This window comes from Rodentibacter pneumotropicus DSM 21403 (genome assembly GCF_000379905.1).
GTDB lineage: Bacteria > Pseudomonadota > Gammaproteobacteria > Enterobacterales > Pasteurellaceae > Rodentibacter > Rodentibacter pneumotropicus.
The window spans coordinates 93,510-119,074 of record NZ_KB904059.1 but is presented as its reverse complement, the minus strand read 5'-3'; the positions used below and the strand labels follow the sequence as shown (position 1 = coordinate 119,074).

21 protein-coding genes and 1 pseudogene are annotated in these 25,565 nt (G+C 39.5%); 18 read left to right on the top strand and 4 right to left on the bottom strand.

Translation table 11 applies throughout. The features are described 5' to 3' along the window. The first annotated feature begins 231 nt into the window (after positions 1-231). Positions 232-2,284, top strand: a pseudogene (locus A3GE_RS11510) (ABC transporter permease). Positions 2,285-2,347: 63 nt separating this feature from the next. After that, on the top strand, positions 2,348-3,394 hold the full coding sequence (fbpC, locus tag A3GE_RS0109950) for a ferric ABC transporter ATP-binding protein (protein WP_018357112.1): 1,047 nt from the start codon (positions 2,348-2,350) through the stop codon (positions 3,392-3,394). A gap of 56 nt (positions 3,395-3,450) precedes the next feature. Here fbpC and nrdD read toward each other — a convergent pair whose 3' ends face one another. After that, a complete protein-coding gene (gene nrdD, locus A3GE_RS0109945; RefSeq protein ID WP_018357111.1) occupies positions 3,451-5,574 on the bottom strand; it encodes an anaerobic ribonucleoside-triphosphate reductase in 2,124 nt (707 codons plus the stop codon). Between the two features lie 276 nt (positions 5,575-5,850). Further along, complete coding sequence (gene grpE / locus A3GE_RS0109940; RefSeq protein ID WP_018357110.1) at positions 5,851-6,435, bottom strand: nucleotide exchange factor GrpE; 585 nt, start codon at positions 6,433-6,435, stop codon at positions 5,851-5,853. A 118-nt stretch (positions 6,436-6,553) separates the two neighbouring features. On the opposite strand from grpE, the gene A3GE_RS0109935 reads away from it, so the two are divergent. The 9 genes from A3GE_RS0109935 (at position 6,554) to miaB (ending at position 18,251) form a co-directional block, all read left to right on the top strand. Beyond that, entirely contained in the window at positions 6,554-7,444 is an 891-nt protein-coding gene (locus tag A3GE_RS0109935) for an NAD(+) kinase (RefSeq protein WP_018357109.1), read from the top strand. Positions 7,445-7,522: 78 nt separating this feature from the next. After that, positions 7,523-9,199 (top strand): DNA repair protein RecN, encoded by a 1,677-nt coding sequence (gene recN, locus A3GE_RS0109930; RefSeq protein ID WP_018357108.1) that lies wholly within the window; start codon positions 7,523-7,525, stop codon positions 9,197-9,199. Between the two features lie 81 nt (positions 9,200-9,280). Beyond that, the gene (locus A3GE_RS0109925; RefSeq protein ID WP_018357107.1) at positions 9,281-9,733 is read left to right on the top strand and encodes a DUF441 domain-containing protein; all 453 of its coding nucleotides are present in this window, start codon (positions 9,281-9,283) and stop codon (positions 9,731-9,733) included. After that, on the top strand, positions 9,734-10,105 hold the full coding sequence (locus A3GE_RS0109920) for a DUF423 domain-containing protein (RefSeq protein ID WP_018357106.1): 372 nt from the start codon (positions 9,734-9,736) through the stop codon (positions 10,103-10,105). Next, positions 10,102-14,013, top strand: a complete 3,912-nt coding sequence (gene hrpA, locus A3GE_RS0109915) for an ATP-dependent RNA helicase HrpA (protein WP_018357105.1) — start codon at positions 10,102-10,104, stop codon at positions 14,011-14,013. The genes A3GE_RS0109920 and hrpA overlap by 4 nt, the downstream gene beginning before the upstream one ends. Before the next feature lie 274 nt (positions 14,014-14,287). Next, positions 14,288-15,058: a glycosyltransferase family 2 protein gene (locus tag A3GE_RS0109905; RefSeq protein ID WP_018357103.1), complete on the top strand. Its 771-nt coding sequence runs from the start codon at positions 14,288-14,290 to the stop codon at positions 15,056-15,058. A gap of 160 nt (positions 15,059-15,218) precedes the next feature. Further along, positions 15,219-15,845: an ADP-ribose diphosphatase gene (nudF, locus tag A3GE_RS0109900; protein ID WP_018357102.1), complete on the top strand. Its 627-nt coding sequence runs from the start codon at positions 15,219-15,221 to the stop codon at positions 15,843-15,845. A gap of 15 nt (positions 15,846-15,860) precedes the next feature. Then, positions 15,861-16,685: a 3',5'-cyclic-AMP phosphodiesterase gene (gene cpdA / locus A3GE_RS0109895; RefSeq protein ID WP_018357101.1), complete on the top strand. Its 825-nt coding sequence runs from the start codon at positions 15,861-15,863 to the stop codon at positions 16,683-16,685. Between the two features lie 141 nt (positions 16,686-16,826). Then, positions 16,827-18,251 carry a tRNA (N6-isopentenyl adenosine(37)-C2)-methylthiotransferase MiaB gene (gene miaB, locus A3GE_RS0109890; RefSeq protein WP_018357100.1) on the top strand — a complete coding sequence of 475 codons (1,425 nt, stop codon included), beginning with the start codon at positions 16,827-16,829 and terminating at the stop codon, positions 18,249-18,251. A 26-nt stretch (positions 18,252-18,277) separates the two neighbouring features. Here the strand turns inward: miaB and A3GE_RS0109885 are convergent, their stop codons facing one another. Further along, on the bottom strand, positions 18,278-19,099 hold the full coding sequence (locus A3GE_RS0109885; protein WP_018357099.1) for a DNA ligase: 822 nt from the start codon (positions 19,097-19,099) through the stop codon (positions 18,278-18,280). A 210-nt stretch (positions 19,100-19,309) separates the two neighbouring features. Between A3GE_RS0109885 and lpcA the strand changes: the two genes are divergently transcribed. The 5 genes from lpcA to artM all read left to right on the top strand — a co-directional run bounded on the left by lpcA (position 19,310) and on the right by artM (position 22,842). Further along, complete coding sequence (gene lpcA, locus A3GE_RS0109880) at positions 19,310-19,894, top strand: D-sedoheptulose 7-phosphate isomerase (protein WP_018357098.1); 585 nt, start codon at positions 19,310-19,312, stop codon at positions 19,892-19,894. 128 nt (positions 19,895-20,022) lie between these two features. Further along, positions 20,023-20,754 (top strand): arginine ABC transporter ATP-binding protein ArtP, encoded by a 732-nt coding sequence (gene artP, locus A3GE_RS0109875; RefSeq protein ID WP_018357097.1) that lies wholly within the window; start codon positions 20,023-20,025, stop codon positions 20,752-20,754. 16 nt (positions 20,755-20,770) lie between these two features. Continuing rightward, entirely contained in the window at positions 20,771-21,490 is a 720-nt protein-coding gene (locus A3GE_RS0109870; protein ID WP_018357096.1) for a lysine/arginine/ornithine ABC transporter substrate-binding protein, read from the top strand. 3 nt (positions 21,491-21,493) lie between these two features. Beyond that, positions 21,494-22,159, top strand: coding sequence for an arginine ABC transporter permease ArtQ (gene artQ / locus A3GE_RS0109865; protein ID WP_018357095.1), 666 nt, complete (start codon positions 21,494-21,496; stop codon positions 22,157-22,159). Further along, positions 22,159-22,842: an arginine ABC transporter permease ArtM gene (gene artM, locus A3GE_RS0109860; RefSeq protein WP_018357094.1), complete on the top strand. Its 684-nt coding sequence runs from the start codon at positions 22,159-22,161 to the stop codon at positions 22,840-22,842. Before artQ ends, artM begins: the two co-directional genes overlap by 1 nt. A 49-nt stretch (positions 22,843-22,891) precedes the next feature. On the opposite strand, the gene A3GE_RS0109855 is transcribed toward artM, so the two are convergent. Beyond that, complete coding sequence (locus A3GE_RS0109855; RefSeq protein WP_018357093.1) at positions 22,892-23,125, bottom strand: membrane protein; 234 nt, start codon at positions 23,123-23,125, stop codon at positions 22,892-22,894. A gap of 189 nt (positions 23,126-23,314) precedes the next feature. Between A3GE_RS0109855 and A3GE_RS0109850 the strand changes: the two genes are divergently transcribed. Both A3GE_RS0109850 and mraZ read left to right on the top strand, forming a co-directional pair. Continuing rightward, positions 23,315-24,910 (top strand): carbon starvation CstA family protein, encoded by a 1,596-nt coding sequence (locus A3GE_RS0109850; RefSeq protein ID WP_018357092.1) that lies wholly within the window; start codon positions 23,315-23,317, stop codon positions 24,908-24,910. Positions 24,911-25,099: 189 nt separating this feature from the next. Further along, on the top strand, positions 25,100-25,558 hold the full coding sequence (mraZ, locus tag A3GE_RS0109845) for a division/cell wall cluster transcriptional repressor MraZ (protein WP_018357091.1): 459 nt from the start codon (positions 25,100-25,102) through the stop codon (positions 25,556-25,558). Positions 25,559-25,565 lie beyond the last annotated feature (7 nt).

Here is a 25,565-nt window from a genome sequence, read left to right as displayed (position 1 = left end):
TGTTGCACAAATCTAATCTAGGTTTATTTGTAGGGACACACGCTGTGTGTCCCTACAAATCGTTGCAATTTTCACTTTTGTGTGTTTGCTACATAATACCGAAAATTTACCAATTTTTGACCGCACTTTGATGTTGTTTATCGTGTGTATTATCAATATGAGTATGAATTAGTGGCGTGGTTATTTTGTTCATACTATAGGAAAACGCCAAATAGTCTTTCGGAGGTTTTAATGAGAAAGCTGGCATTTTTAAGCGATAATTGGTTTTGGATTACCGCTGCGTTAGTAGGGTTTATGTGTTTGCCTTATACTGCGCTTTATTATGGGATTTGGGAAGCTACATCAGACGAATTGTTAGAGGCGATGGGATGGTCTTCACTCAATTTAAGTTGGGCATGGTTCGCAAGTTTATTGCTCATCCCTGCTGTGTCAAAGTGCTTTAAACAAAAAAATTATCAACAAGGTTTGTTTGAATTTTTGCTTATTTGCACGATTTTTGCCTTTATTTTTGTGTCTGCAACGATCGCTAAAATTAGCCTTGGCTATGGGGTTTTTGTGTTGGTTGTGTCATTGATTGCAATGGCAACGAATGCTTTGGCTAAAATGAAGATAATGCAAGGGGACAAATTTATTATTGCCTCGCTTATCAGTATTGTACTAATGATTTTTTTCTTCATTGTGTATCCTACGCTCGCCATTTTTATTTCTATGTTTTATGACGGTTCGGAATTTGTGCCGACTCAATTCTTAACGATCATTAAACAACCCTATATTGTTCGTATTATTCTCAATTCTTTAAGCGTGGCGGCAACTATTGGTGTATTGGCAACTTTAATTCGGTTTAATTTTTGCCCTTTATACGACACGTATTGCCAAACGTACCGCTTTTATTGGCAAAATTTTCTCCATTTTACCGATTGTTACCTCGCCATTTGTGGTGGGATTGGGCGTGACATTAATGCTTGGGCGTTCAGGCTATGTTACCCAGTTCTTGGTTGAATATCTTGGTTTTAACAATAACTGGTTATACGGTTTTACGGGGATTGTGATCGCTCATACACTTGCTCTAACCCCTATGTCTTTTATGATTTTAGAGGGGGCTCTCAAATCTGTGCATCCTTCTATTGAAGAAGCCTCATACACCTTGCGTGCAAACCGCTATCAAACTTTCTTCAATATCATTTTTCCGTTATTAAAACCGGCATTGGGGAATTCATTCCTTGTTGTCGCCATTCAATCTTTAGCGGATTTTAGTACGCCATTGGTGCTTGGTGGTAGTTTTGATGTGATTTCCTCACAAATCTACTTCTTTATTGCAGGCTCACAACTTGACTATGCCTCTGCCAGTACGCTAGGTAGCCTATTGCTGATTTTCTCGCTATCGATTTTCGTGATTCAGTATTTATGGATTGGTAATCGCTCATATGTGACCGTTTCCGGTAAATCCTATCGCGGTGATGTGCAAGATCTGCCAAATCTAATGAAATACGCCATTATGCTGATTCTAGGCTTTTGGGTATTATTCAATGTGGTTTTATACGGCAGTATTTTCTACGGTAGTTTTACCGCTAACTGGGGCGTGGATTACACGTTAACATTGAAACATTATCTTGCTCTATTTGGTCAAGGGTTTAGTGACGGGGCGTGGCCATCTCTTATCCAAACCGTATTATTTTCCGCTGCGGCAGCTCCGATTACTGCGCTCTTTGGTTTATTGATTGCCTATATTACGGTGCGTCGTGATTTTAAAGGTAAGAAAACGCTAGAATTTCTAACTTTACTCTGTTTTGCCGTACCGGGTACGGTGGCGGGAGTATCCTATATTCTTGCTTTTAATAACGCACCGATTTATATCACAGGGACAGGATTAATCATTATTTTTTCCATGGTGATGCGTAATATGCCGGTGGGGATGCGCGCTGCGATTGCGGGGCTAGGACAGTTGGATAAATCCCTTGATGAAGCCTCGCTTTCGCTTAAGGGAAGTTCATTTAAAACGATTGTGTTTATCGTGTTGCCATTGCTTAAACCGGCTCTGTTATCTGCATTAGTCACCAGCTTTGTACGATCTATGACAACGGTGAGCGCTATCGTTTTCCTTGTTACTGCCGACACTCGTGTTGCTACATCCTATATTCTAAATAGGGTAGAGGACGGTGAATACGGCGTGGCAATTGCCTATGGTTCGATTTTAATCGTCGTGATGATGGCGATTATTCTATTCTTCGACTGGATCGTAGGGGATACCCGTATTAGTCGCTCAAAAGCGAAAAACATGAATTAAACACCGTCTGAAAATTTACAAAAGTGCGGTATAAAAATGAAAAGTTTTTAAAAGGTAGTAAATATGAACAACGATTTTTTAGTATTGAAAAACATGACCAAAGCATTTAGTAAAGCAGTTGTCATCGATAATTTAGATTTAACCATTAAACGTGGCACGATGGTCACTTTGCTTGGTCCTTCCGGCTGCGGTAAAACAACGGTATTACGTTTGGTTGCAGGCTTAGAAACGCCGACTTCAGGTCAAATTTTTATTGACGGTGAAGATGTGACAAAATCTTCTATTCAAAATCGTGATATTTGTATTGTATTCCAGTCTTATGCTCTATTCCCCCATATGTCTATTGGCGATAACGTGGGATACGGCTTAAAAATGCAAGGTGTGGGCAAAGAAGAACGCGCCCTGCGAGTAAAAGAAGCCTTAGAATTAGTGGATTTAGCCGGTTTTGAAGAGCGCTTTGTTGATCAAATTTCCGGTGGGCAACAACAACGCGTGGCATTAGCCCGTGCTTTAGTATTGAAACCTAAAGTATTGTTATTTGATGAGCCATTGAGTAATTTGGATGCAAATCTCCGCCGTTCCATGCGTGAAAAAATTCGTGAATTACAACAACGTTTGGGTATTACGTCCTTATATGTTACCCATGATCAAACGGAAGCCTTCGCCGTATCCGATGAAGTGATTGTGATGCATAAAGGTAAGATTATGCAAAAAGCACCGGCGAAAGAACTTTATCTTCGTCCGAATTCCTTATTTTTGGCGAATTTTATGGGGGAATCCAGTATTTTCGAAGGAAAATTGCAACAGGATACCGTGGAGATTAACGGTTATCAAATTACCCTTTCTAATGCAGAACAATTTGGTTTAGCTGATGGGGAATGCTTGGTGGGTGTTCGTCCCGAAGCTATTTATTTGAGCAATGAAGGTACGGATAATCAACGTTGTGAGATTAAAAGTGCGGTTTATATGGGCAACCATTGGGAAGTGGTTGCGATTTGGGCGGGAAAAGAATTACTGGTGAGTTGTAAACCGGAGGATTTTAATGCTGATCTGAAACAAGCCTATGTAAATTTGTCGAAATATGGTGTTTTCTTGTTGAAGAAAGAATAGTTTATTTCGGTTTATCTAAAAAAGTGCGGTCAATTTTAACCGCACTTTTTTCGTCTCTAAAGGTGTTTTACACGACGTTTTACTTCTTCTTGTTTCCCTGCATTAAACGGACGTGCATCAGGACTGCCCAGATAACCGCATACACGGCGGGTAACAGACACTTTACTGCTGTCGTGATTACCGCATTTCGGACAAACAAAACCTTTGCTCGTACATTCAAATTCTCCGGTAAAACCGCATTCATAGCATTCATCAATAGGCGTGTTGGTGCCATAATAAGGGACGCGGTCGTAGCTGTAATCCCATACATCTTCAAGCGCTTTTAAGTTGTGTTGAATGTTCGGATATTCACCATAGCAAATAAATCCACCACTGGCTAAAGGCGGGTAAGGCATTTCAAAATCCAATTTGTCGTAAGGATTGACTTTCTTTTCTACATCTAAATGATAGCTATTGGTGTAGTAGCCCTTGTCTGTGACCCCCTCAATAATGCCAAACTGTTTGGTATCCAAACGGCAGAAACGGTCGCATAAGTTTTCACTCGGCGTAGAATAGAGGCTGAAGGCGTAGCCCGTTTCTTGTTGCCATTGTTTCACGGCATGATGTAAATGGCGGACAATCTCAATGCCTTTGCCACGTAATTGTTCATCATCAAAAATATGACCTTTTTTATAAAGGGCATTGACGGTTTCGTGAATACCAATGTAGCCGAGTGAAATAGATGCCCGCCCATTTTTAAAAATTTGTGCGACATTATCATCTGCTTTTAAGCGTACACCACAGGCGCCTTCCATATAAAGAATCGGTGCTACGCGTGCTTTGGTATTTTCAAGGCGGGCAATCCTTGTCATTAAGGCTTTTTTGGCGATGGCGAGACGCTCATCCAAAGTGCGGTAAAATTCCTCTTCGTTTTTTGATTCTAAAGCGATACGAGGTAAGTTTAAGCTCACTACGCCCAAATTGTTACGTCCGTCGTGAATTTCTGTGCCTTGCTTTTCATAAGCCCCTAAGAAACTACGGCAGCCCATCGGCGCTTTAAAAGAACCCGTTACTTTCACGACTTGATCGTAATTGAGAATATCCGGATACATCCGTTTAGAGGCACATTCAAGCGCTAGTTGTTTAATATCATAATTCGGATCGCCTTCTGCTTGGTTAAGCCCTTTTTTAATGGTAAAGACGAGTTTTGGGAAAACAGGCGTTTTATGGTTTTTGCCCAAACCACGAATACGGTTTTTTAAAATAGATTGTTGAATTAAACGGGCTTGCCAACTTGTGCCTAAACCGAATCCAAAAGTCACAAAAGGGGTTTGCCCATTTGAGGTATGCAAGGTGTTCACTTCATATTCTAGGGACTGAAAGGCATCAAAACATTCTTTTTCAATCAAGGCTTTTGCATAGTCTTCCGCATTTGGTATTTGCCATTCTTGGGCATTTTTTAAATGTTTTTCATAGCTGATTTGTACATAGGGTGCCAGCACTTCATCAATACGGTTAATCGTAGTGCCGCCGTAAATATGGCTGGCAACTTGTGCAATGATTTGTGCGGTTACGGCTGTTGCTGTACCAATGGATTTTGGCGGTTCAATTTCGGCATTACCCATTTTGAACCCTTGAGAAAGCATACCTTTTAAATCCACTAACATACAATTGAACATTGGGAAAAACGGTGCGTAGTCTAAATCATGATAATGAATTTCCCCCTTTTCGTGCGCCTCAACCACATCACGTGGCAGGATATGATGTTTGGCGTAATGTTTTGCCACAATGCCAGCAAGTAAATCCCGTTGGGTAGGAATGACTTTCGCATCCTTATTGGCGTTCTCATTCAACAATTCCACATTACTTTGCTCAATTAATCCCTCAATCTCCTTGGTGAGTTTGCTGCGTTTTTCACGGGCTAAATCACGCTCGTGGCGATATTCAATATAAGCACGTGCGATTTGGGGATAGTGGCTTGCCATTAATTTGTCTTCGACGATTTTTTGGATTTGATTAATGTCGATTTCTTGCTGATGATGAGTAAAAATTTCATTTCCTACTTCATGACCAATCTGATGACAATAAAATTCATCGTGAATATTGACCGCACTTGATGCTTTTTTGATGGCGTGGATAATGCGTTGAATTTCAAAATCAGCACGTGAACCATCACGTTTAATAACACTAAAAATGTTCATTGTATGCTCCAAAATATAGTATTTCTAAAATATGGCATCCACTATATATGGGTGAAATAATATAATCAACACACAATATGTGGTGTTTTTATTCGGTTTTATAGATAGGGAACGGAGTAGCGTATTGATTTCAAAGGGGAGAGTGAAGTGCTTATGTATGAGAATTAATCTCAAATAAATGTCATTTTTGTGATCTTGATCAATATTTTATCTAGGAAAGGGGGAAACAAAAAACGGCCGAAAAATCGACCGCACTTTTATCCTAAATTTTTAAAGTTATGCGGCAACCATTACCATTGCCGGGCGAATGACGCGACTATTTAGCGTATAGCCCTTTTGTAATACTGCCGTAATTTGGTTAGATTCAAATCCTTCAGCCGGTTGCATTGAAATGGCTTGGTGTAAATCCGGGTTGAAAGTTTCACCGACCACACCTACCGCCTCTACGCCAAAACGAGCGACAGTTGAAATGAGTTCTTTTAAGGTGAGTTCCACACCATCAAACAAGGCTTTTATACTTTCGTCTTCGGTATTGGCTGGAGTGGCAAGTGCGCGTTCTAAATTATCAATCGTATTTAAAATGTCTTTTGAAAATTTTTCTAGAGCAAATTTATGCGCTTTTTCTATATCTTGTTCGGTACGACGGCGAATATTGTCAATTTCTGCACGGGTACGAAGTAAAAGATCCTGTTCTTTTTTGGCGGTTTCTTCAACCTGTGCCTTGAGTTGTTCTTCTAATTCTTGAACACGGGCAATAGCTTCTTCTAAAGGATCCTCTGCTTGGACTTGTTCAACTTCTTCCTTTTGAATCTCTTCAATAGGTTCTTCAGTAGTATTAGTTTTTTGTTCTTGTTCAGACATTTTGTTCTCCATTAATTCAAAAATTGGCAGTATTTTAGCAAAATTAAAGTGCTATGTAATATAATGGCGAAAATTTTGAATTCAAGTGCGGTTGATATTCCGCTTAAATTGATTAAAGATGAACGAACTACATAATTCCTTTAAAATTATTGGCTTAGCTGGAAAACCGCGTAATGATGTGAACCTGCAAATGCACAAAAATGTGTACCATTGGTTGACTGAGCGTGGATATCGGGTGTTGGTAGAAAAAGAGGTGGCAGAAAAACTTGAGTTGCCTGCACACGCACTGGCGACATTAGAGAAAATTGGAGAATCGGCACAGCTTGTGATCGTTATTGGTGGGGACGGTAATATGCTTGGGCGTGCGCGTATTCTTGCGAAATATAATATTCCTCTTATTGGGATTAACCGTGGAAATCTTGGATTTTTGACGGACATTGATCCTAAAAATGCCTATGCTCAATTAGAAGCCTGTTTGGAACGAGGCGAGTTTTTTGTGGAAGAACGTTTTCTTTTAGAAGCTCAAATTGAGCGCAATGGTGAAATTGTTGCAAAAGGAAATGCGATTAACGAAGCAGTGATTCATCCGGCAAAAATTGCACATATGATTGATTTCCACGTATATATTAATGATAAATTCGCTTTTTCTCAGCGTTCCGACGGATTAATTGTTTCAACCCCGACAGGTTCGACAGCCTATTCTCTCTCTGCGGGCGGACCGATCTTGACACCCAATTTAAATGCGATTGCTTTGGTGCCAATGTTTCCTCATACTCTCTCATCACGCCCGCTTGTAATTGATGGCGACAGTAAAATTTCTATCCGCTTTGCGGAGCATAATACTTCTCAGTTGGAAGTAGGGTGCGATAGCCAAATTGCATTGGATTTTTCACCGGATGATGTCGTTCATATTGAAAAAAGCGAACATAAATTACGTTTGCTACACCTAAAAAATTATAATTATTACAATGTATTAAGTACTAAATTAGGCTGGTTAAAAAATTTCTAAATAAAATCTTAAAAAATGCTTTACTGTATATTAAATCAGTATTAATATGATAAACATACAGTGATAAAGGATTTTGTTATGCTTACCCAACTTACCATTAATAATTTTGCGATTGTTCGTCAGTTAGAGATTGAATTAGCCGGAGGTATGTCTGTGATTACCGGTGAAACCGGTGCAGGTAAATCCATTGCCATTGATGCCTTAGGGTTATGCTTAGGACAGCGTGTCGAAAGTGCCATGGTAAGAGAGGGGCAGGAACGTGCAGAGATTTGTGCGAGCTTTCATCTGGAACCGCATAATCCCGCTTACCATTGGTTACAGGAACAGGAATTACAAGATGCTGAAAATCCCTCAGAATGCATTTTACGAAGAGTGATAAACACTGATGGTCGTTCCAAAGCATTTATCAATAGCACGCCGGTTTCTGCGGCTCAACTTAAAGAAATTGGGCAATGTTTGATTCATATTAATGGTCAGCATGCCTCTCAACTTTTACTCAAAAACGACTATCAACTTCAATTAGTGGATAGTTTTGCACAACATCCTGATTTGCTCGATCAAATGCGTGATGACTATCGGGCATGGAAAAATTTGCAAACTCAAGTTAAGACATTTCAGCAAAAAATAGCGGAAAATGAATCAAGAAAACAGTTGTTGCAATACCAAGTTGAAGAGCTGGATGAATTTAATCTTCTTCCGAATGAGTACCTTGAATTAGAAGAAGAACAACGCCGTTTATCGAATAGCGAGCAGCTTACTCAGCTTTCTCAATCCGCACTACAACTTTTAAGTGAAAATGAAACGGTGAGTATTGATACGATGTTATATCGTACTACTCAATATATTGATGAACTTGTCGAGCTTGATCCCCGTTATACCGATGTTCAAAATTTATTAAATGAAGCCCTGATTCAAGTACAGGAAGCTACAAACGAAGTGCAACATTTGTCATCAAATATTGAACAAGATCCCATGTTATTGCAAGAAATTGAACAGCGTATGGGGCAAGCGTTACAGCTGGCAAGAAAGCATAATGTGAAACCTGAAGAATTAGTCGAGTGGCATCAAAAATTAAAAGCAGAATTGACCGCACTTTTAGATTTCTCTGAAAGTGAGGAATTATTAATTGCACAAGAAAAAGCAGCCTTCACACAAATGCAAGCAACAGCAGCGGCATTAACGGCAAGTCGTCAAAAATCAGCCAATGCCTTGGCAAAACAGGTGACGGATTCGATTAAACTGCTTGCAATGGAAAATGCGGAATTTTATGTAGAAGTCAAAACCGATGATGAAAAAATCACCGCTAATGGGGCGAATCAGATTATTTTTACTTTACGCAGTAACTTAGGGCAACAGCCTCAGCCATTGGCAAAAGTCGCATCGGGTGGTGAGCTTTCTCGCATTTCATTAGCGATTCAAGTATTAACCTCAGATCAATCTGCGATTCCAACGCTCATTTTTGATGAAGTGGATGTGGGAATTAGTGGTTCAACCGCGAGTGTTGTGGGGAAATTATTGCGTCAGTTGGGAAATAAATGCCAAGTGCTTTGTGTGACTCATTTACCACAAGTCGCTTGTTGTGGACATCATCAATTTAATGTCGAAAAATTCACGGTAGAGGGAAAAACAGAAACCAAAATGACCGCACTTTCCCAAGATGAACGCATCCCTGCGTTAGCCCGTTTATTAGGGGGAAGCCAAGTGACAGAGCTTGCCTTGGCAAATGCGAAAGAAATGTTGGATTCAGTAGCGTAGTAAAATCGTGGAGAATAAAAGACACAGTAAATTAAGAAATTGTTATAATTTACCGGTTTTTTATAATCATTTAGGAGAGGTATGTCATTACAATTCAATATGATCGCCTTATTATTGGTGATCCTAATTATTCTAGGTATTGTAAGTCATAACAGTGCCATCACCATTTCCGCCGCTGTGCTGTTGATTATGCAGCAAACTTTTCTATCTGAATATATCCCATTCTTGGAAAAATACGGTTTAAAAATCGGTATTATTATTCTCACTGTCGGTGTATTAAGTCCGCTCGTTTCAGGGAAAATCAACCTCCCGAATATGGCTGATTTTCTAAGCTGGAAAATGGCTCTTTCTATTGTTGTTGGCGTATTCGTTGCTTGGCTGGCAGGAAAAGGCGTCTCGTTGATGGGAGAACAGCCCGTGTTGGTTACCGGACTATTAATTGGCACCGTTGCCGGTGTTGCCTTCCTTGGCGGGATTCCTGTCGGCCCGCTTATCGCCGCAGGAATATTGGCATTATTATTAGGGAAATTGTAGATGAAAAACAAATGGTTATTTATCGCCGCACTGAGCGGTTTTTGCTGCGTGGCTTTGGGGGCATTTGCGGCACATGGTTTAAGTCATATCTTAGATAACAGTGCATTGGCATGGATTGATACCGGTCTGAAATATCAACTATTTCATACTTTAGCAATTTTAGCTGTAGGGCTGTCGGTGTGGCGAAATGACAAATTTGCAAACTTGGCTATAATGGCATGGACTGTGGGAATGGTGTTTTTCAGTGGTAGTTTATATGCCCTTGCGTTTGGTGTAAGCAGTATCGTCTGGATTACGCCAATTGGCGGTATTTTATTTTTAATTGGCTGGTTTAGCCTAGCCTACGGCAGTTTCAAAAGTAAATCAGAATGAAGAAAAGAACGATAAAATCCGAATTTAATCCTTTACAACAAGCACTTATTTCCCAACTTGATAACCTGATGATCGTGGAAAAGCGTCGGCTATTTTCGCGCATTCAGGGTATTGGTAAAATTAAAAATCAGGATGCACAGCAAGCTGTGGCATCGGAAATTGAACAACAAATTCAACAGGCAAAATTACGTGTAGAGCAGCGTAAAAGTGCGGTTAAAAATCCCATTGTTTTTCCTGAGGATTTACCGGTTAGCCAACGCAGAACGGAAATTGAAAAACTGCTGTCGGAGCATCAAGTGGTTGTTGTGGCTGGGGAGACGGGATCGGGCAAAACCACTCAATTGCCGAAGATGTGCTTGGAGCTGGGACTAGGTCGTTTAGGTATGATCGGACATACCCAGCCCCGCCGCATTGCCGCCCGTTCTGTTGCGACACGAATTGCGGAAGAATTACAAACGGAGTTAGGCGATTTAGTAGGATATAAAGTCCGTTTTAATGATCAAATTAGTGAGAATACCCAAATTAAACTGATGACCGATGGGATTTTGCTGGCGGAAATTCAAACGGATCGTTTTCTTAATCAATACTCCTGTCTAATTATTGATGAAGCCCACGAACGCAGCCTAAATAACGATTTTATCCTTGGTTATCTGAAACAGCTTCTACCGCGCCGTCCCGATTTAAAAATCATTATTACCTCCGCAACCATTGATGTGGAACGCTTTTCCAAGCATTTCAACCATGCGCCGATTATTGAAGTATCCGGTAGAACCTATCCTGTCGAAGTACGTTATCGTCCAATTATTGATGAAGAAGATCAAGATCAGCTACAAGGTATTTTAAATGCGGTAGATGAACTTCAGGCGGAAGGTCGAGGCGATATTTTAATTTTTATGAATGGCGAACGCGAAATTCGTGATACGGCAGAAGCGTTACAAAAACAAAATTTAAAACATACGGAAATTCTACCGCTCTTTGCTCGTCTTTCCGCACAGGAACAAAACAGAATTTTCCATCCTAGCGGATTGAATCGCATTGTCCTTGCAACAAATGTGGCAGAAACCTCTCTTACCGTACCGGGCATTAAATATGTCATTGACCCGGGTACAGCTCGGATTTCCCGTTATAGTTATCGAACAAAAGTTCAACGTTTGCCGATTGAACCGATTTCACAGGCTTCCGCTAATCAGCGTAAAGGGCGTTGTGGCCGTGTGAGTGAAGGCATATGTATTCGTCTTTATTCCGAAGAAGACTTTAATTCTCGTCCTGAATTTACCGATCCTGAAATTCTACGTACAAATCTGGCTTCCGTTATTTTACAAATGACGGCATTAGGCTTAGACGATATTGAAGCATTTCCCTTTGTTGATGCGCCGGACAGACGGCATATCCAAGACGGTGTGAAATTGTTGGAAGAATTGGGCGCATTTGAAACAATTAAAACAAAATTTGGTGAAAAACGCAGATTAACCCAAAGCGGTCGCCAACTTGCCCAACTTCCGGTTGATCCCCGATTGGCAAGAATGTTGCTAAGTGCGGTCAATTTTGCGAGTGTTTATGAAATGATGGTGATTGTTTCTGCATTATCCATTCAAGATCCTCGTGAACGTCCAATAGAAAAACAGCAAGCGGCAGATGAAAAGCATCGTCGCTTTGCCGATAAAAAATCCGATTTTTTAGCCTTTTTAAATCTTTGGCATTATGTTCAAGAGCAACAAAAAACATTGAGCAAAAATCAATTTCGCCGCCAGTGTCAAAAAGATTTCTTAAATTACTTACGTATCCGAGAATGGCAGGATATTTATCATCAAATTCGTCTCTCGGTGCGTGAAATGGGCTTACCGATTAATTCTGAAAAAGCAGAATATCAGCAAATTCATACCGCACTTTTAAGTGGTTTATTGTCCCACATTGGGCTAAAAGAAGTGGAAAAACAACAGTATCTAGGTGCACGTAACGCCCATTTTGCGATTTTTCCTAACTCTGCACTTTTCAAAAAACAGCCGAAATGGGTGATGGCGGCGGAATTAGTGGAAACCTCAAAACTTTGGGGGCGAATGGTGGCAGAAATTGAACCGGAATGGATTGAGCCGCTTGCTGGGCATTTAGTGAAAAAATCTTATGCCGAGCCTCGCTGGTCAAAGTCACGTGGCGCGGTGATTGCGGATGAAAAAGTGAGTTTATATGGTGTGCCGATTGTTGTAGCAAGACCGGTAAATTATGGTGCGATCGATCCTGTTGTGAGCCGAGAGATTTTTATTCAATCTGCTTTGGTGGAAGGGAATTGGCATACAAAACATCATTTCTTCAAACAAAATCAACGGTTGATCAATGAAATAGAAGAACTGGAACATAAAAGTCGTCGTCGAAATATCTTAGTTGATGAGCGTACTTTATTTGAATTTTACGATCAACGTATTGGCACAGAGGTGGTATCACAAAAACATTTTGATACTTGGTGGAAAAAAGCCTCAAAACAAGATTCGGAATTGCTTAATTTTGAACGCACTTTTCTAATTAATGAAGGGGCGGAAAAAGTGAGTAAATTGGATTTTCCAAATTTCTGGTATCAGGGTGATCTGAAGCTCAAACTCACTTATCAATTTGAGCCGGGGACAGAGGCGGATGGTGTGACGGTGCATATCCCGCTGCCATTACTTAATCAAGTGGAAATGACCGGCTTTGACTGGCAAATTCCGGGGTTACGCGAAGAACTGGTGATCGCGTGGATTAAGTCTCTGCCGAAATCGTACCGACGTAATTTTGTTCCGGCTCCGAATTATGCTCAAGCTTTTTTAGGTCGTGCGGTTCCTTTAGAAAAACCGTTATTGGATACGCTTATTTATGAATTGCGGCGTATGACAGGGGTAACGGTGGAAGCTGAACATTGGAGTTGGGCGCAAATTCCAAGTCATTTAAAAATGACTTTCCGTGTTGTAGATGAAAAAGGAAAGAAAATTGCCGAATCTATGGATTTGGATACGCTCAAATTTGATCTCAAAGAGCGTGTACAGGAAAGCATTTCTGCCGTAGCGGATGATGCCATTGAACAGACTGGTGTGCATATTTGGAATTTTGCCGATTTACCACAATTTTATGAACAAAAAAAGCAAGGTTTCAGTGTGAAGGCTTTTCCGGCTCTGGTGGATGAAAAAGAATCAGTAGGTATCAAACTTTTTGAGACTGAGTTTGAACAAAAGGTGGCAATGCAGCAAGGGTTACGCCGATTATTACTACTTAATGTGCCGTCACCAATTAAATATTTGCACGAAAAATTACCAAATAAGTCTAAACTCGGTCTTTATTTCACGCCTTTTGGACGGGTATTGGATTTAATTGATGATTGTATTGCTTGTGCGGTAGATAAACTTATTGCAGATTTTGGCGGTTTTGTCTGGACTGAAGAAGGTTTTGAAAAACTACGGGATTTTGTGCGTGAAAACCTGAACGAAGTGACCGTTGATATCGCACAAAAAGTGGAACAAATTCTCACTTTTAATCATGCTTTAAACCAACGTTTAAAAGGTAAAATGGATTTTACAATGGCATTTGCCCTCTCTGATATTAAATCCCAACTAAGTAGGTTGGTATATCAAGGTTTTGTGCAAAAGAGCGGTTATTTTCGTTTGCCGGACTTATTGCGTTACTTACAAGCTGTTGATAAGCGTATTGATAAACTTACTCAAGATGTAAACCGTGATCGTGCGGCAATGTTGCGTGTGGAACAAGTGCAACAAGCTTATCAGCAACTATTGGTAAAATTGCCAAAATCCAAGCCGATTTCCGATGAGGTGGTAGAAATTCGATATATGATCGAAGAATTGCGTGTGAGCTTATTTGCCCAGCAGTTGGGCACGAAGTATCAAGTGTCGGATAAGCGGATTTTGAATTTGATTCAACAGTTTTGATTAAAAAATATTTATTTATGCGATAGAGGATATAAAATCGTGACAAACAAACAAACAAACAAACAAACAAACAAACAAACAAACAAACAAACAAACAAACAAACAAACAAACAAACAAACAAACAAACAAACAAACAANCAAACAAACAAACAAACAAACAAACAAACAAACAAACAAACAAACAAACAAACAAACAAACAAACAAACAAACAAACAAACAAACAAACAAACAAGACAGTAGCTGTTATTACTTCAACCATTGGGCGTGATGAATTGGTTCGTGCGATTGAAAGTGTGAAAGTGCAGACTTATCCGTGTCGCCATTATATTTTTGTTGATGGTGAGCAATTTTCGGAGAAAGTAAAAGGACTTGTTGAGCCTTATCAAGATCTTGTTATTACCTACCTTCCAATGAACACTGGGAAAAATGGTATGGTAAATAGTGGTATTAATGCGATAGCTTCATTTTTGGTTGAAGAAGATATTATTTGTTATTTAGATGATGATAATTGGTATAAACCAAATCATGTTGAAGAACTTGTTAAAGTATTAGATAGAGGGGCTGATTTTGCATATTCATTAAGGGATTTTTATTCTTTAAATGGGCAATTTATTTGTTCAGATGACTGGGAATCCCTTGGTTATTGGAAGCTTAATAAGCCTGTTGAGATAAATATTATTTACGCTGACAAAACATACCCTCTAGTTTTTAATTTTAGTAACCAAGAGTGTCATATTGATACGAATACTTATGCATTTCCCCGAACTTTAGCGATAGAGCTTTCACGAAGTTGGTATTCGGGTATATACAATGACCGACACGTTTATAAAAAATTACAAGAGTTGGGTAAAGTTGGAGTAGGATCTGCAAAATATACAGTGAACTACAGTGCTGATTTAGCGAAAATGATAAGGATACAAGGTGATGAGGAATTAGCGTCTTTATTAGATCTGCCAGGCGTGAGAGAGGCCTTGATTAAAAGATTATGTGAAGTAAATATTCAGAATCACGAGAATCGGAAACCTTGGTCTGAAGAGCATTAGTGTTGTTCATTTGAGAAAAATGCCATGATTGGTGAAGAAACGATCATGGCATTTTATTTTTTGTGAGCCATGTCAAAGTTTCAACAAAAAGTATAAACCTTTTATTTGTTTTATCGTCTTTTGAGCGTATGATTTTTTACCGAAGTATTTGGAGAAAAAGATGTCTGAAATTCAACAGTTTAATCAGCGTGATATTGAAATTCTTAATGAAGATGTTCTGTATGACGGATTTTTCACGCTCAAGAAAATTCAATTTAAACACAAGCTTTTTGCCGGTGGTGAAAGTGGGGTTGTCACACGTGAATTGCTTATCAAAGGGGCTTCGGCAGCTGTCGTTGCTTATGATCCTAAAAAAGATGCGGTGGTGCTGGTCGAGCAGGTTCGTATTGGGGCGGCTTATCATCCTGAGCCTAATCATTCCCCTTGGTTGCTGGAGTTAATTGCCGGTATGGTGGAAAAAGGTGAACGACCGGAAGATGTGGCCTTGCGTGAAAGTGAAGAAGAAGCCGGTGTGAGTGTTAAGAATCTTATTCATTGCTTAAGTGTATGGGACAGTCCCGGTGGTGTCGTTGAAAGGATTCATTTATTTGCAGGGGAAGTGGATAGCACACAAGCAAAAGGGATTCATGGTTTGGCTTGCGAAAATGAAGACATTCGAGTACAGGTTGTGAAACGTGAACAAGCGTATCAGTGGATGTGCGAGGGGAAAATTGATAATGGCATTGCAGTGATGGGCTTGCAATGGCTTCAATTAAATTATGCTCAGTTGCAACAACGTTGGCAATGAAGTTAGGAGTCATCTATGAAAAATACGTTTGTCTATCGGGCTGAAAAACCGATGGTGAAATTATTACAAATTACCGATCCACACTTATTTAAAGATGAAAAAAATGAATTATTGGGTGTGAATACACAGGCGAGTTTTGCACAGGTTTTGAAAGAAATTCAACAAGAAAAGAGAGAATTTGATGCCATACTGGCTACCGGTGATTTAGTGCAAGATAGTAGTGATGAGGGATATCAGCGCTTTGTGAACATGGTAAAACCTTTTGGATTGCCCGTCTTTTGGATACCCGGTAATCATGATTTTCAACCTAAAATGGTCGAAAATCTAAATCAATCTCCTATGGAAAAGGCAAAACATATTTTGTTGGGAGAATATTGGCAAGTTTTATTGCTGGATAGTCAAGTTTACGGTATGCCTCATGGTGAATTGAGTCAATACCAATTGGATTTGTTAAAAACAACATTGGAAAAATATCCCGAATATCATACTTTAATTGTGTTCCATCACCATGTATTGCCGACAAATTCAGCTTGGCTTGACCAGCATAATTTACGTAATTCCCATGATTTATTTGATGTGCTTTCACTGTTTAGAAATGTGAAAGGGATTTTATATGGGCATATCCATCAACAAGTGGATAGTCTTTGGCAAGGTTATCAAGTGATGGCGACACCTTCAACTTGTATTCAATTTAAAGCGGATAGTCAGCATTTTGCCTTAGATAAAGCTCAGCCCGGTTGGCGGGAAATTGAATTGCATTCGGACGGTACGATTGTGACAGCTGTTAAACGAATCCGACAGGCAGTATTCTTGCCGAATATGCAGGAAGAAGGGTATTAAATATAATAAAAGTGCGGTCAAAAACGACCGCACTTTTTTAGTTTTCAATCGTAGCAGAAATAAATTTTGACTGGTAAGAATGAGTACAAATTTGTACAATAGCCGACTGTTTTTATTGGATTGACTCACAATTGTAGAAAGATGACGCAAAAATTACATATTAAAACTTGGGGCTGCCAAATGAATGAGTATGATTCGTCAAAAATGGCGGATTTGCTATTAAGCACCCATGGACTTGAATTGACAGAGATTCCTGAAGAGGCGGATGTATTGTTATTAAATACCTGCTCTATCCGTGAAAAAGCGCAAGAAAAAGTATTTCATCAGTTAGGACGTTGGAAAGAATTAAAGAAGAATAATCCCAATTTAGTGATAGGGGTGGGCGGTTGTGTTGCTTCACAAGAAGGTGAACATATTCGCCATCGTGCACCTTATGTGGATATTATTTTTGGACCGCAAACATTGCACCGCCTACCGGAAATGATTAACCAAATTCGTGGCGGTAAAAGTTCGGTGGTAGATGTCAGTTTCCCTGAAATTGAAAAATTTGATCGTTTACCTGAACCTCGTGCAGAAGGACCGACGGCATTTGTTTCCATTATGGAAGGATGTAACAAGTATTGTACTTTCTGTGTCGTACCCTATACTCGGGGAGAAGAAGTCAGCCGTCCGGTGGATGATGTATTATTTGAAATTGCTCAACTGGCGGAACAAGGCGTACGTGAAGTCAATTTACTGGGGCAAAATGTGAATGCTTATCGTGGACCGACTCATGATGGTCAGATTTGTAGTTTTGCCGAATTGCTTCGTTTAGTGGCATCAATTGACGGAATTGACCGTTTACGTTTCACCACAAGTCATCCGATTGAATTTACCGATGATATTATTGATGTCTATCGTGATACGCCGGAATTAGTGAGTTTCTTACATTTACCAGTTCAGTCCGGTTCTGATCGTGTGCTGACGATGATGAAACGTAGCCATACTGCATTGGAATATAAATCCATTATTCGTAAGTTACGTGCAGTCCGTCCTGATATTCAAATCAGCTCTGATTTTATTGTGGGTTTCCCGGGCGAAACCACAGAAGATTTTGAGCAAACCATGAATCTTATCGCTCAAGTGAATTTTGATATGAGCTTTAGTTTTGTTTATTCCGCCCGTCCGGGCACACCGGCAGCTGATATGCCCGATGATGTGACGGAAGATGAGAAAAAGCAACGCTTATATGTCTTGCAAGAACGCATTAATCAGCAGGCGGCACAATTTAGCCGTCGTATGTTGGGGACAGAGCAACGGGTGTTAGTTGAAGGTCCATCAAAAAAAGACATTATGGAACTTACCGGAAGAACGGAAACAAACCGTATTGTGAATTTCCAAGGTTCGCCTGAGATGATCGGAAAATTTGTTGATGTGAAAATCACTGATGTCTATACTAATTCTTTGCGTGGTGAAGTGGTTCGTACTGAAGAAGAAATGGGATTACGTATTGCGCAATCACCACAAGAAGTGATGAACCGAACACGAAAAGAAGATGAATTAGGTGTAGGGCGTTATCACGGATAGTTTTAGTAGGCTGGGTTTACCAGCCTTTATTTTGGTTGATGGCTTTCCCTTATCCGCCAGTAAGTGGCAAATCGAGGTTTACCGGAATTTGTTAATCCTCGGTATTTATAGGTGATGACTGAACCTATTGGTGGGGGATTTTCACGTTCACCTAAATTAAATCCCGAGCCGATTTTGAATTTTCCCCGATGATTTTTGCAGGTTAATGAGCCCATCACATCTTCAAATTGCCCTTTACCTTTGTGATGAGCTGTTACCGTACATTCTTCATCGTGAGCTGTTTTCAATTTGAGTATTTGTGTACTACGTTTTCTTTCATAGGGCGTATTGGGATTTCTGACTACCACGCCTTCTCCTTGTTGGCTTTCGACTTCTTGTAGAAACTCATACAAATGGACTTTATTTCGCACAGGGACTTGTTCAATGATTTGAATATAGGGCGTAGGGTGTGATGAAAGATAAGTTTTTAGTACATTCAGTCGTTCAAATAAATTTCCTTCTGCATTCGGCACATCAAATACATATAGCTTGAGTTTTTCCCAATGTTCACCTTTAAAGGATTGAGTGATGGAGGATATTTCTTCAAAGCTGTTGCGTTTGCTAAACAACTCACCGTCAATGGCAAAAGGAGGAAAATCTTTGATAAAGTAGGCTGGTGGAGAAAGCCGTTGTCCTTGCCGTGTCAATAGTTGTGTGCCATCCCAATAACCGCGAACTCCATCGAGTTTTTCGGACATCACCCAGCCTTCCACATTTTGGTCTTCATAGTTTTTCAAAAGCATCACATCAATATTGGCATAAACTTTTATACTAAAAAATAATATGAAAATGGCGCGAAGTAAGTTCATAAGATTCCTTTTTTATTTCTAGGTCAAAATTGGTTAAAGGCTAAAAAAGTGCGGTTGTTTTTCAAAGTGTTTTGAAGGTATTTTGCGAGAGTATTCGAAAAAATAATGATTGATGAGTAAAAAATGTTGAATTTATACTTCAATCTAGATAAAAAATGTTATCTACTATAGAATGTTGCGAAAATTTCTCATTTTCTAAAAGGAGCAAAAATGTACTTGGAGCAAATCAAAGCAGAACTTGTAGAAGCACAAGATGTATTAAATAAATTTATCTCTGATGAAAATAACATTAAATTAATTCAGCAAGCGGCACTATTAATTTCTGACAGTTTCAAGCAGGGCGGTAAGGTTTTATCTTGTGGTAATGGCGGTTCACATTGTGATGCGATGCATTTTGCGGAAGAACTCACGGGGCGCTATCGTGAAAATCGCCCCGGGTATCCGGCAATTGCGATTTCCGATGTGAGCCATTTAAGTTGCGTAAGTAACGATTTTGGCTATGATTATGTGTTTTCACGCTATGTCGAGGCAGTGGGGCAAAAAGGCGATGTGCTATTTGGTTTATCTACATCCGGCAATTCTAAAAATGTATTGAATGCGATTGAGGCTGCAAAAACTAAAGGAATGAAAGTGATAGCCATGACGGGTAAAGACGGTGGAAAAATGGCAGGGCTTGCTGATGTGGAAATTCGTGTACCGCATTTTCGTTATGCGGATCGTATTCAAGAGATTCATATTAAAGTAATTCATATTTTGATGATGTTAATTGAGTTTGAAATGGCAAAAGATGCCTAAAGTGCGGTTATTTCTAGCATTGTTTTGTGAAATCCCAAAATATTTTTGGGATTTTTTATTTTAAAGTATTGCATAAATATGCATAAAAACGTAATATTTGTTCATTTTATAAAGTAAAGAGAATTGAAATGGCTATTCGTGTTAAAAATTTAAACTTTTTCTATGGCGCTTCCCAAGCATTATTTGATATTAACTTGGAAGCGGAAGAGGGAGATACCGTGGTATTACTTGGTCCGAGTGGTGCGGGAAAAAGTACGTTAATTCGAACCTTGAATTTATTAGAAGTGCCGACCTCGGGGCAATTAAGTATTGCTAGTAACGAATTTGATTTATCGAAAGCAACGACTAATCCGAAAGCCATTCGCCAGCTGCGCCAGGATGTGGGAATGGTGTTTCAACAGTATAATCTTTGGCCGCATTTAACTGTGATTGAAAATTTAATTGAAGCGCCGATGAATGTATTAGGCATCAATGAATCAACGGCAAAAACAGAAGCGATGGAGTTGTTAAAGCGTTTACGTTTGGAAGAATATGCTGATCGTTTCCCGCTGCATTTATCGGGAGGACAGCAACAACGGGTGGCGATCGCTCGGGCGTTGATGATGAGACCGCAAGTGCTATTATTTGATGAACCGACGGCAGCATTGGATCCGGAAATTACTGCTCAAGTGGTGGATATTATTAAGGAATTACAACAAACAGGCATTACGCAGGTGGTGGTCACTCACGAAGTGAATGTCGCACAAAAAGTGGCAACAAAAGTGGTGTATATGGAACAGGGCAAGATTGTGGAAATGGGATCGGCAGATTGTTTTGAACATCCGCAAACCGAACAATTTAGACAATACCTTTCACACTAAAAAATAAGGAGATATTATGAAAAAATTACTTTTAAGCGCTGTATTATTGAGCTCTGCGGCAATGGCAAATGCACAAGACATTACTTTTGCTATGGAACCAAGTTATCCGCCATTTGAATTTACCAATGAAAAAGGTGAGATTATTGGCTTTGATGTTGATGTAGCAAATGCAATCTGTAAAGAAATTCAAGCTACCTGTAAATTTAAAGGCGAAGCGTTTGATGCGTTAATCTCAAATTTAAAAGCAAAACGTTTTGATGCGGCAATTTCTGCTATGGATATTACCGAAGCACGGTCAAAACAAGTGCTATTTTCCGATGCTTATTATGACAGCACGGCAAGTTATGTGGCATTAAAAGGTAAGGCAACCTTAGATTCGGCAAAAAATATTGGTGTGCAAAACGGCACCACTTTCCAACAATATACAGTAGCCGAAACGAAACAATATTCACCAAAAGCTTATACCAGCTTACAAGATGCGATTTTGGATTTAAAAAACGGGCGTATTGATATTATTTTCGGTGACACTGCTGTGCTTGCAGATATGATTAATAAAGAACACGAAATTCAGTTTGTCGGTGAGAAGGTGACCAATAAAAAATATTTTGGTAATGGTTTAGGCATTGCAATGAATAAATCAAACAAAACACTCGCTGAAAGTTTAAATAAAGGTTTGGCTGCCATTAAAGCAAATGGCGAATACCAAAAAATCTATAATAAATGGATGACGAAGTAATCTATGTTTGTCGATTTTCTTTCTTTAATGTTTACCGCATCCCTTATGACACTAGGGCTTGCGGTTTGTTCCTTGGTGCTTGGTTTGGTATTAAGTGTTGTATTTGCGGTATTGGAAGCAAATCGGTTTGTAGGTAAACCGGTGGCGGTATTTGTCGCATTGTTGCGTGGATTGCCGGAAATTCTGGTCGTTTTGCTTGTGTATTTCGGTTCAACTGAAATTGTGGAAATGTTGACCGGCGAATACATTGAGTTTGGTGCATTTGGCTGTGGTGTATTTGCCTTATCCCTTATTTTTGCAGCGTATGCTTCACAGACTATACGTGGTGCGATTCAGGCTATCCCTAAAGGTCAATGGGAATCAGGCGCAGCATTGGGGTTGAACAAAGGTTATACCTTTATTCATATTGTTATGCCGCAAGTTTGGCGTCACGCTTTGCCTGGGTTAAGTAACCAATGGTTGGTATTATTGAAAGATACCGCATTGATTTCCCTTATCGGTGTCGATGATTTAATGCGTCAGGCACAGTTAATTAATACTAATACCCACCAACCGTTCACCTGGTATGGCATTGCTGCGTTAATTTATTTGGTTGTGACATTAATAAGTCAGGTCGGTATTCATCGTCTAGAACGACGTTTTACCCGCTTTGAAAGAGGAGTAAAATAATGTTTCAAGAATATTTATCTGTCATTGCACAGGGAATACCAACGAGCTTATTGTTGACAGTAGTTTCATTATTTATTGCTTTTTTCTTAGCATTACTCTTCACATTTTTGCTTTCTATGGAAAATAGATGGGTAAAAAGTGCGGTCAATTTATACCTGACTTTGTTTACCGGTACACCATTGCTTGTGCAATTCTTTTTGATTTATGCCGGTCCGGGTCAGTTTGAATGGATTGTGAAGAGTCCTTTTTGGCATATATTATCAAACGCTTGGTTTTGTGCTGCCTTGGCGTTGGCATTAAACAGTGCGGCTTATTCGACGCAGTTGTTTCATGGTGCAGTCAAAGCCATTCCAAAGGGACAATGGGAAGGTTGTGCAGCATTAGGATTAAGCCGAGTGCAAACTTTGAAAATTTTGATTCCTTACGCATTAAAGCGGGCATTGCCTTCTTATAGTAATGAAATTATTTTAGTGTTTAAGGGAACGGCATTGGCTTCAACCATTACGATCATGGATATTATGGGTTATGCGCGTCAGCTTTACGGTACGGAATATGATGCCCTCACGATTTATGGTATTGCAGGCGGTATTTACTTGGTGATTACAGGGATAGCAACGTTGTTGTTGCGTAAACTCGAAAACAAAGTTCTTGCTTTTGAACGTTTGAATGTGAAGAAAGCATAAAGTGCGGTCAATATTTTCAGAGAATGGAGGGGCAATTGCAGCCCCTTTTTTATACTTGAGTTATGAGGCTGGCAATGACAATAAACAAGGCAAAGATGCAAAACCAAATTAAGTGTAATTTTGTGCTTTTTTGGTTAATTTCTGCATTTTGTAGGCGTCTTTCTTCTAACTTTTGTTTATAGATTTCCAAATCTTCTTGCTTAAAAGAAAAACCGCAATTTGGGCAAGTTTCAGCGTATTCACTAGCTTTTTTGCGACATTCTGGACAGCGTGTGAGAGCCATTTTTTAATCCTTATTAGGTATTATTTATAAGATATAGTTAAAAATTAAGTAATGGTTAATGTGATATTTGTCACAATTTTATGGGAATTTCGTAAATTAAATTTTTTGTTTAATAGAATTTAGCATAAAATACCCCGGCTTGTTTAGAGCGTTTTAAACAACTGTATGACTATTTCTCGAGGTGCTTTTATGTTGTGGTTTTTCTTCTGCGTAGCCATTTTGATTCTTGGCTATCTTATTTATGGCAAAGTTATCGAAAAAATTTTTGTCATTAATCCTAAGCGTCAAACGCCTGCCTATCAACTCAATGATGGCGTGGATTATATGCCAATGTCTAAAACCAAAATTTGGTTGATTCAATTATTAAATATTGCCGGTACAGGGCCAATTTTCGGACCGATTCTTGGTGCATTATACGGCCCTGTTGCTATGCTTTGGATTGTTATCGGGTGTATTTTTGCCGGCGCGGTACATGACTATTTTTGTGGTATGTTAAGTATTCGCCACGGTGGTGCAACAATGCCTTACTTGGCAGGTAAATTTTTAGGGCGTCCTGTAAAAGTCTTTATCAATATGCTCGCATTGGTACTTTTATTATTGGTTGGTGTGGTATTCGTTGCAAGCCCTGCGCAATTAATGGGGACGATTACCATGGATGTGCTAGGGGCTTCTCAAGGCGCGTTGCAATTGGGTGATGCTGAAGCAGTTCATCAGGCGGTAGAGGCTGGTGGTGTAAAAGTATGGGGAATGGATAAAGCGACGGTGGTTGCTGTGTGGACAGTAATTATTTTTGCTTATTATATTCTTGCTACTTTATTACCGGTCGATAAAATTATTGGTCGAATTTACCCGCTCTTTGGTGCATTATTGCTATTTATGTCTGTAGGCATGGTATATGGTTTGGTATCAGCACACTTCAGTGCAGTGGACCCAATTGAATTTTTCCGTACAGTTAACAGCGATGGACAAGGATTAACATGGGAGAAATTTACACAAAACTTCCAAGTTAAGGGTGATGTACCGATTTGGCCATTGCTATTCTTAACGATCTCCTGTGGCGCATTATCCGGTTTCCATGCAACACAAACACCATTAATGGCACGTTGTGCGGAAAATGAAAGTGAAGGTCGTTTCATTTTCTATGGGGCAATGATTACGGAAGGAATTATCGCATTAGTATGGTGTATGGTGGGACTTTCGTTCTATGAAAACCCACAAGCATTACAGGATGCGATTTCAGCAGGTTCTCCTTCTAAAGTTGTATATGACAGTTCATTGCACTTCCTAGGATTTATTGGTGGTATCTTTGCTGTGTTAGGTGTTGTGGTGCTTCCGATTACATCCGGTGATACGGCATTCCGTGCAGCACGTTTACAATTGGCGGAAATTTTCAATATTGATCAACGTTCTCTTTCCAAACGTTTGTTAATTGCGATTCCATTATTCATATTAGGATATTTTGTTTCAACGATTGACTTCAGTATCTTATGGCGTTACTTCACTTGGGCAAACCAAATGACTGCAATGGTAATGCTATGGACTGCGGCAGCGTATTTATATCGCTATCATAAATTCCACTGGGTTGCTTCTATCCCTGCATGGTTCATTACAACCGTATGTGCTACTTACTTGTACTACAATAAAATTGGTTTTAACTTAGACTATCAATTATCAGTATACTTAGGTTTCGCAACAACGGTTGTGTTTATTGTATTATTTTTCACCTTGTTAAAACCATTGGGTGAGCGTGATGAAGAAGCTTATGTAAATACGACAAACGCGTAATTTTTCAAAGTCTTATAAAGTCAAACCGTTCAAGTGAATGCTTGAGCGGTTTTTTCTTATCTGAAATTTATCGTATTTTAGCTATTGGAATTGCTTGCAACTTCTCTTTATAACCGATAGACTTACGTTTTAGTGGTGAAAAGTGGTTTTTTGTGGTGGATTTTTCCAAATTTTAAAGGTTAAGTATAAATGTTTCGTGGTGCGGCAGCGGTAAATTTAGATTCTAAGGGAAGAATTGCTATCCCGACTCGTTATCGCGCAGAAATCATTGAAAAAAATCAAGGGCAAATGGTTTGCACTGTGGATATTCGTCAACCTTGTCTATTACTTTATCCTTTAGATGAATGGGAAAAAATTGAGCAAAAATTACTCTCATTATCTAACTTTGATCCTAACCAACGCCGTTTACAACGAGTGATGCTGGGTTATGCCACTGAATGTGAAATGGATGCGCAAGGGCGTATTCTACTTAGTGGACCGTTACGTCAACATGCAAAATTAGAAAAAGGCTTAATGTTGGTTGGCCAATTAAACAAATTTGAAATTTGGAGCGATACTGAGTGGATCGCGCAAATTGATGAAGACATTGTTGTAGCGGGAACCGCCGAATTTGCAATGGATACGAATTTAAATATGCTGTCACTCTAACTAACTT

Bases quoted from the DNA above. Each gene is read 5' to 3' on its own strand.
- recN (WP_018357108.1), top strand. From the start codon at position 7,523: ATGCTTACCCAACTTACCATTAATAATTTTGCGATTGTTCGTCAGTTA.
- nudF (WP_018357102.1), top strand. From the start codon at position 15,219: ATGTCTGAAATTCAACAGTTTAATCAGCGTGATATTGAAATTCTTAAT.
- A3GE_RS0109850 (WP_018357092.1), top strand. From the start codon at position 23,315: ATGTTGTGGTTTTTCTTCTGCGTAGCCATTTTGATTCTTGGCTATCTT.
- artP (WP_018357097.1), top strand. From the start codon at position 20,023: ATGGCTATTCGTGTTAAAAATTTAAACTTTTTCTATGGCGCTTCCCAA.
- A3GE_RS0109855 (WP_018357093.1), bottom strand. From the start codon at position 23,125: ATGGCTCTCACACGCTGTCCAGAATGTCGCAAAAAAGCTAGTGAATAC.
- mraZ (WP_018357091.1), top strand. From the start codon at position 25,100: ATGTTTCGTGGTGCGGCAGCGGTAAATTTAGATTCTAAGGGAAGAATT.
- cpdA (WP_018357101.1), top strand. From the start codon at position 15,861: ATGAAAAATACGTTTGTCTATCGGGCTGAAAAACCGATGGTGAAATTA.
- A3GE_RS0109935 (WP_018357109.1), top strand. From the start codon at position 6,554: ATGAACGAACTACATAATTCCTTTAAAATTATTGGCTTAGCTGGAAAA.
- artQ (WP_018357095.1), top strand. From the start codon at position 21,494: ATGTTTGTCGATTTTCTTTCTTTAATGTTTACCGCATCCCTTATGACA.
- A3GE_RS0109925 (WP_018357107.1), top strand. From the start codon at position 9,281: ATGTCATTACAATTCAATATGATCGCCTTATTATTGGTGATCCTAATT.
- hrpA (WP_018357105.1), top strand. From the start codon at position 10,102: ATGAAGAAAAGAACGATAAAATCCGAATTTAATCCTTTACAACAAGCA.
- A3GE_RS0109870 (WP_018357096.1), top strand. From the start codon at position 20,771: ATGAAAAAATTACTTTTAAGCGCTGTATTATTGAGCTCTGCGGCAATG.
- grpE (WP_018357110.1), bottom strand. From the start codon at position 6,435: ATGTCTGAACAAGAACAAAAAACTAATACTACTGAAGAACCTATTGAA.
- miaB (WP_018357100.1), top strand. From the start codon at position 16,827: ATGACGCAAAAATTACATATTAAAACTTGGGGCTGCCAAATGAATGAG.
- fbpC (WP_018357112.1), top strand. From the start codon at position 2,348: ATGAACAACGATTTTTTAGTATTGAAAAACATGACCAAAGCATTTAGT.
- A3GE_RS0109885 (WP_018357099.1), bottom strand. From the start codon at position 19,099: ATGAACTTACTTCGCGCCATTTTCATATTATTTTTTAGTATAAAAGTT.
- artM (WP_018357094.1), top strand. From the start codon at position 22,159: ATGTTTCAAGAATATTTATCTGTCATTGCACAGGGAATACCAACGAGC.
- lpcA (WP_018357098.1), top strand. From the start codon at position 19,310: ATGTACTTGGAGCAAATCAAAGCAGAACTTGTAGAAGCACAAGATGTA.
- nrdD (WP_018357111.1), bottom strand. From the start codon at position 5,574: ATGAACATTTTTAGTGTTATTAAACGTGATGGTTCACGTGCTGATTTT.
- A3GE_RS0109920 (WP_018357106.1), top strand. From the start codon at position 9,734: ATGAAAAACAAATGGTTATTTATCGCCGCACTGAGCGGTTTTTGCTGC.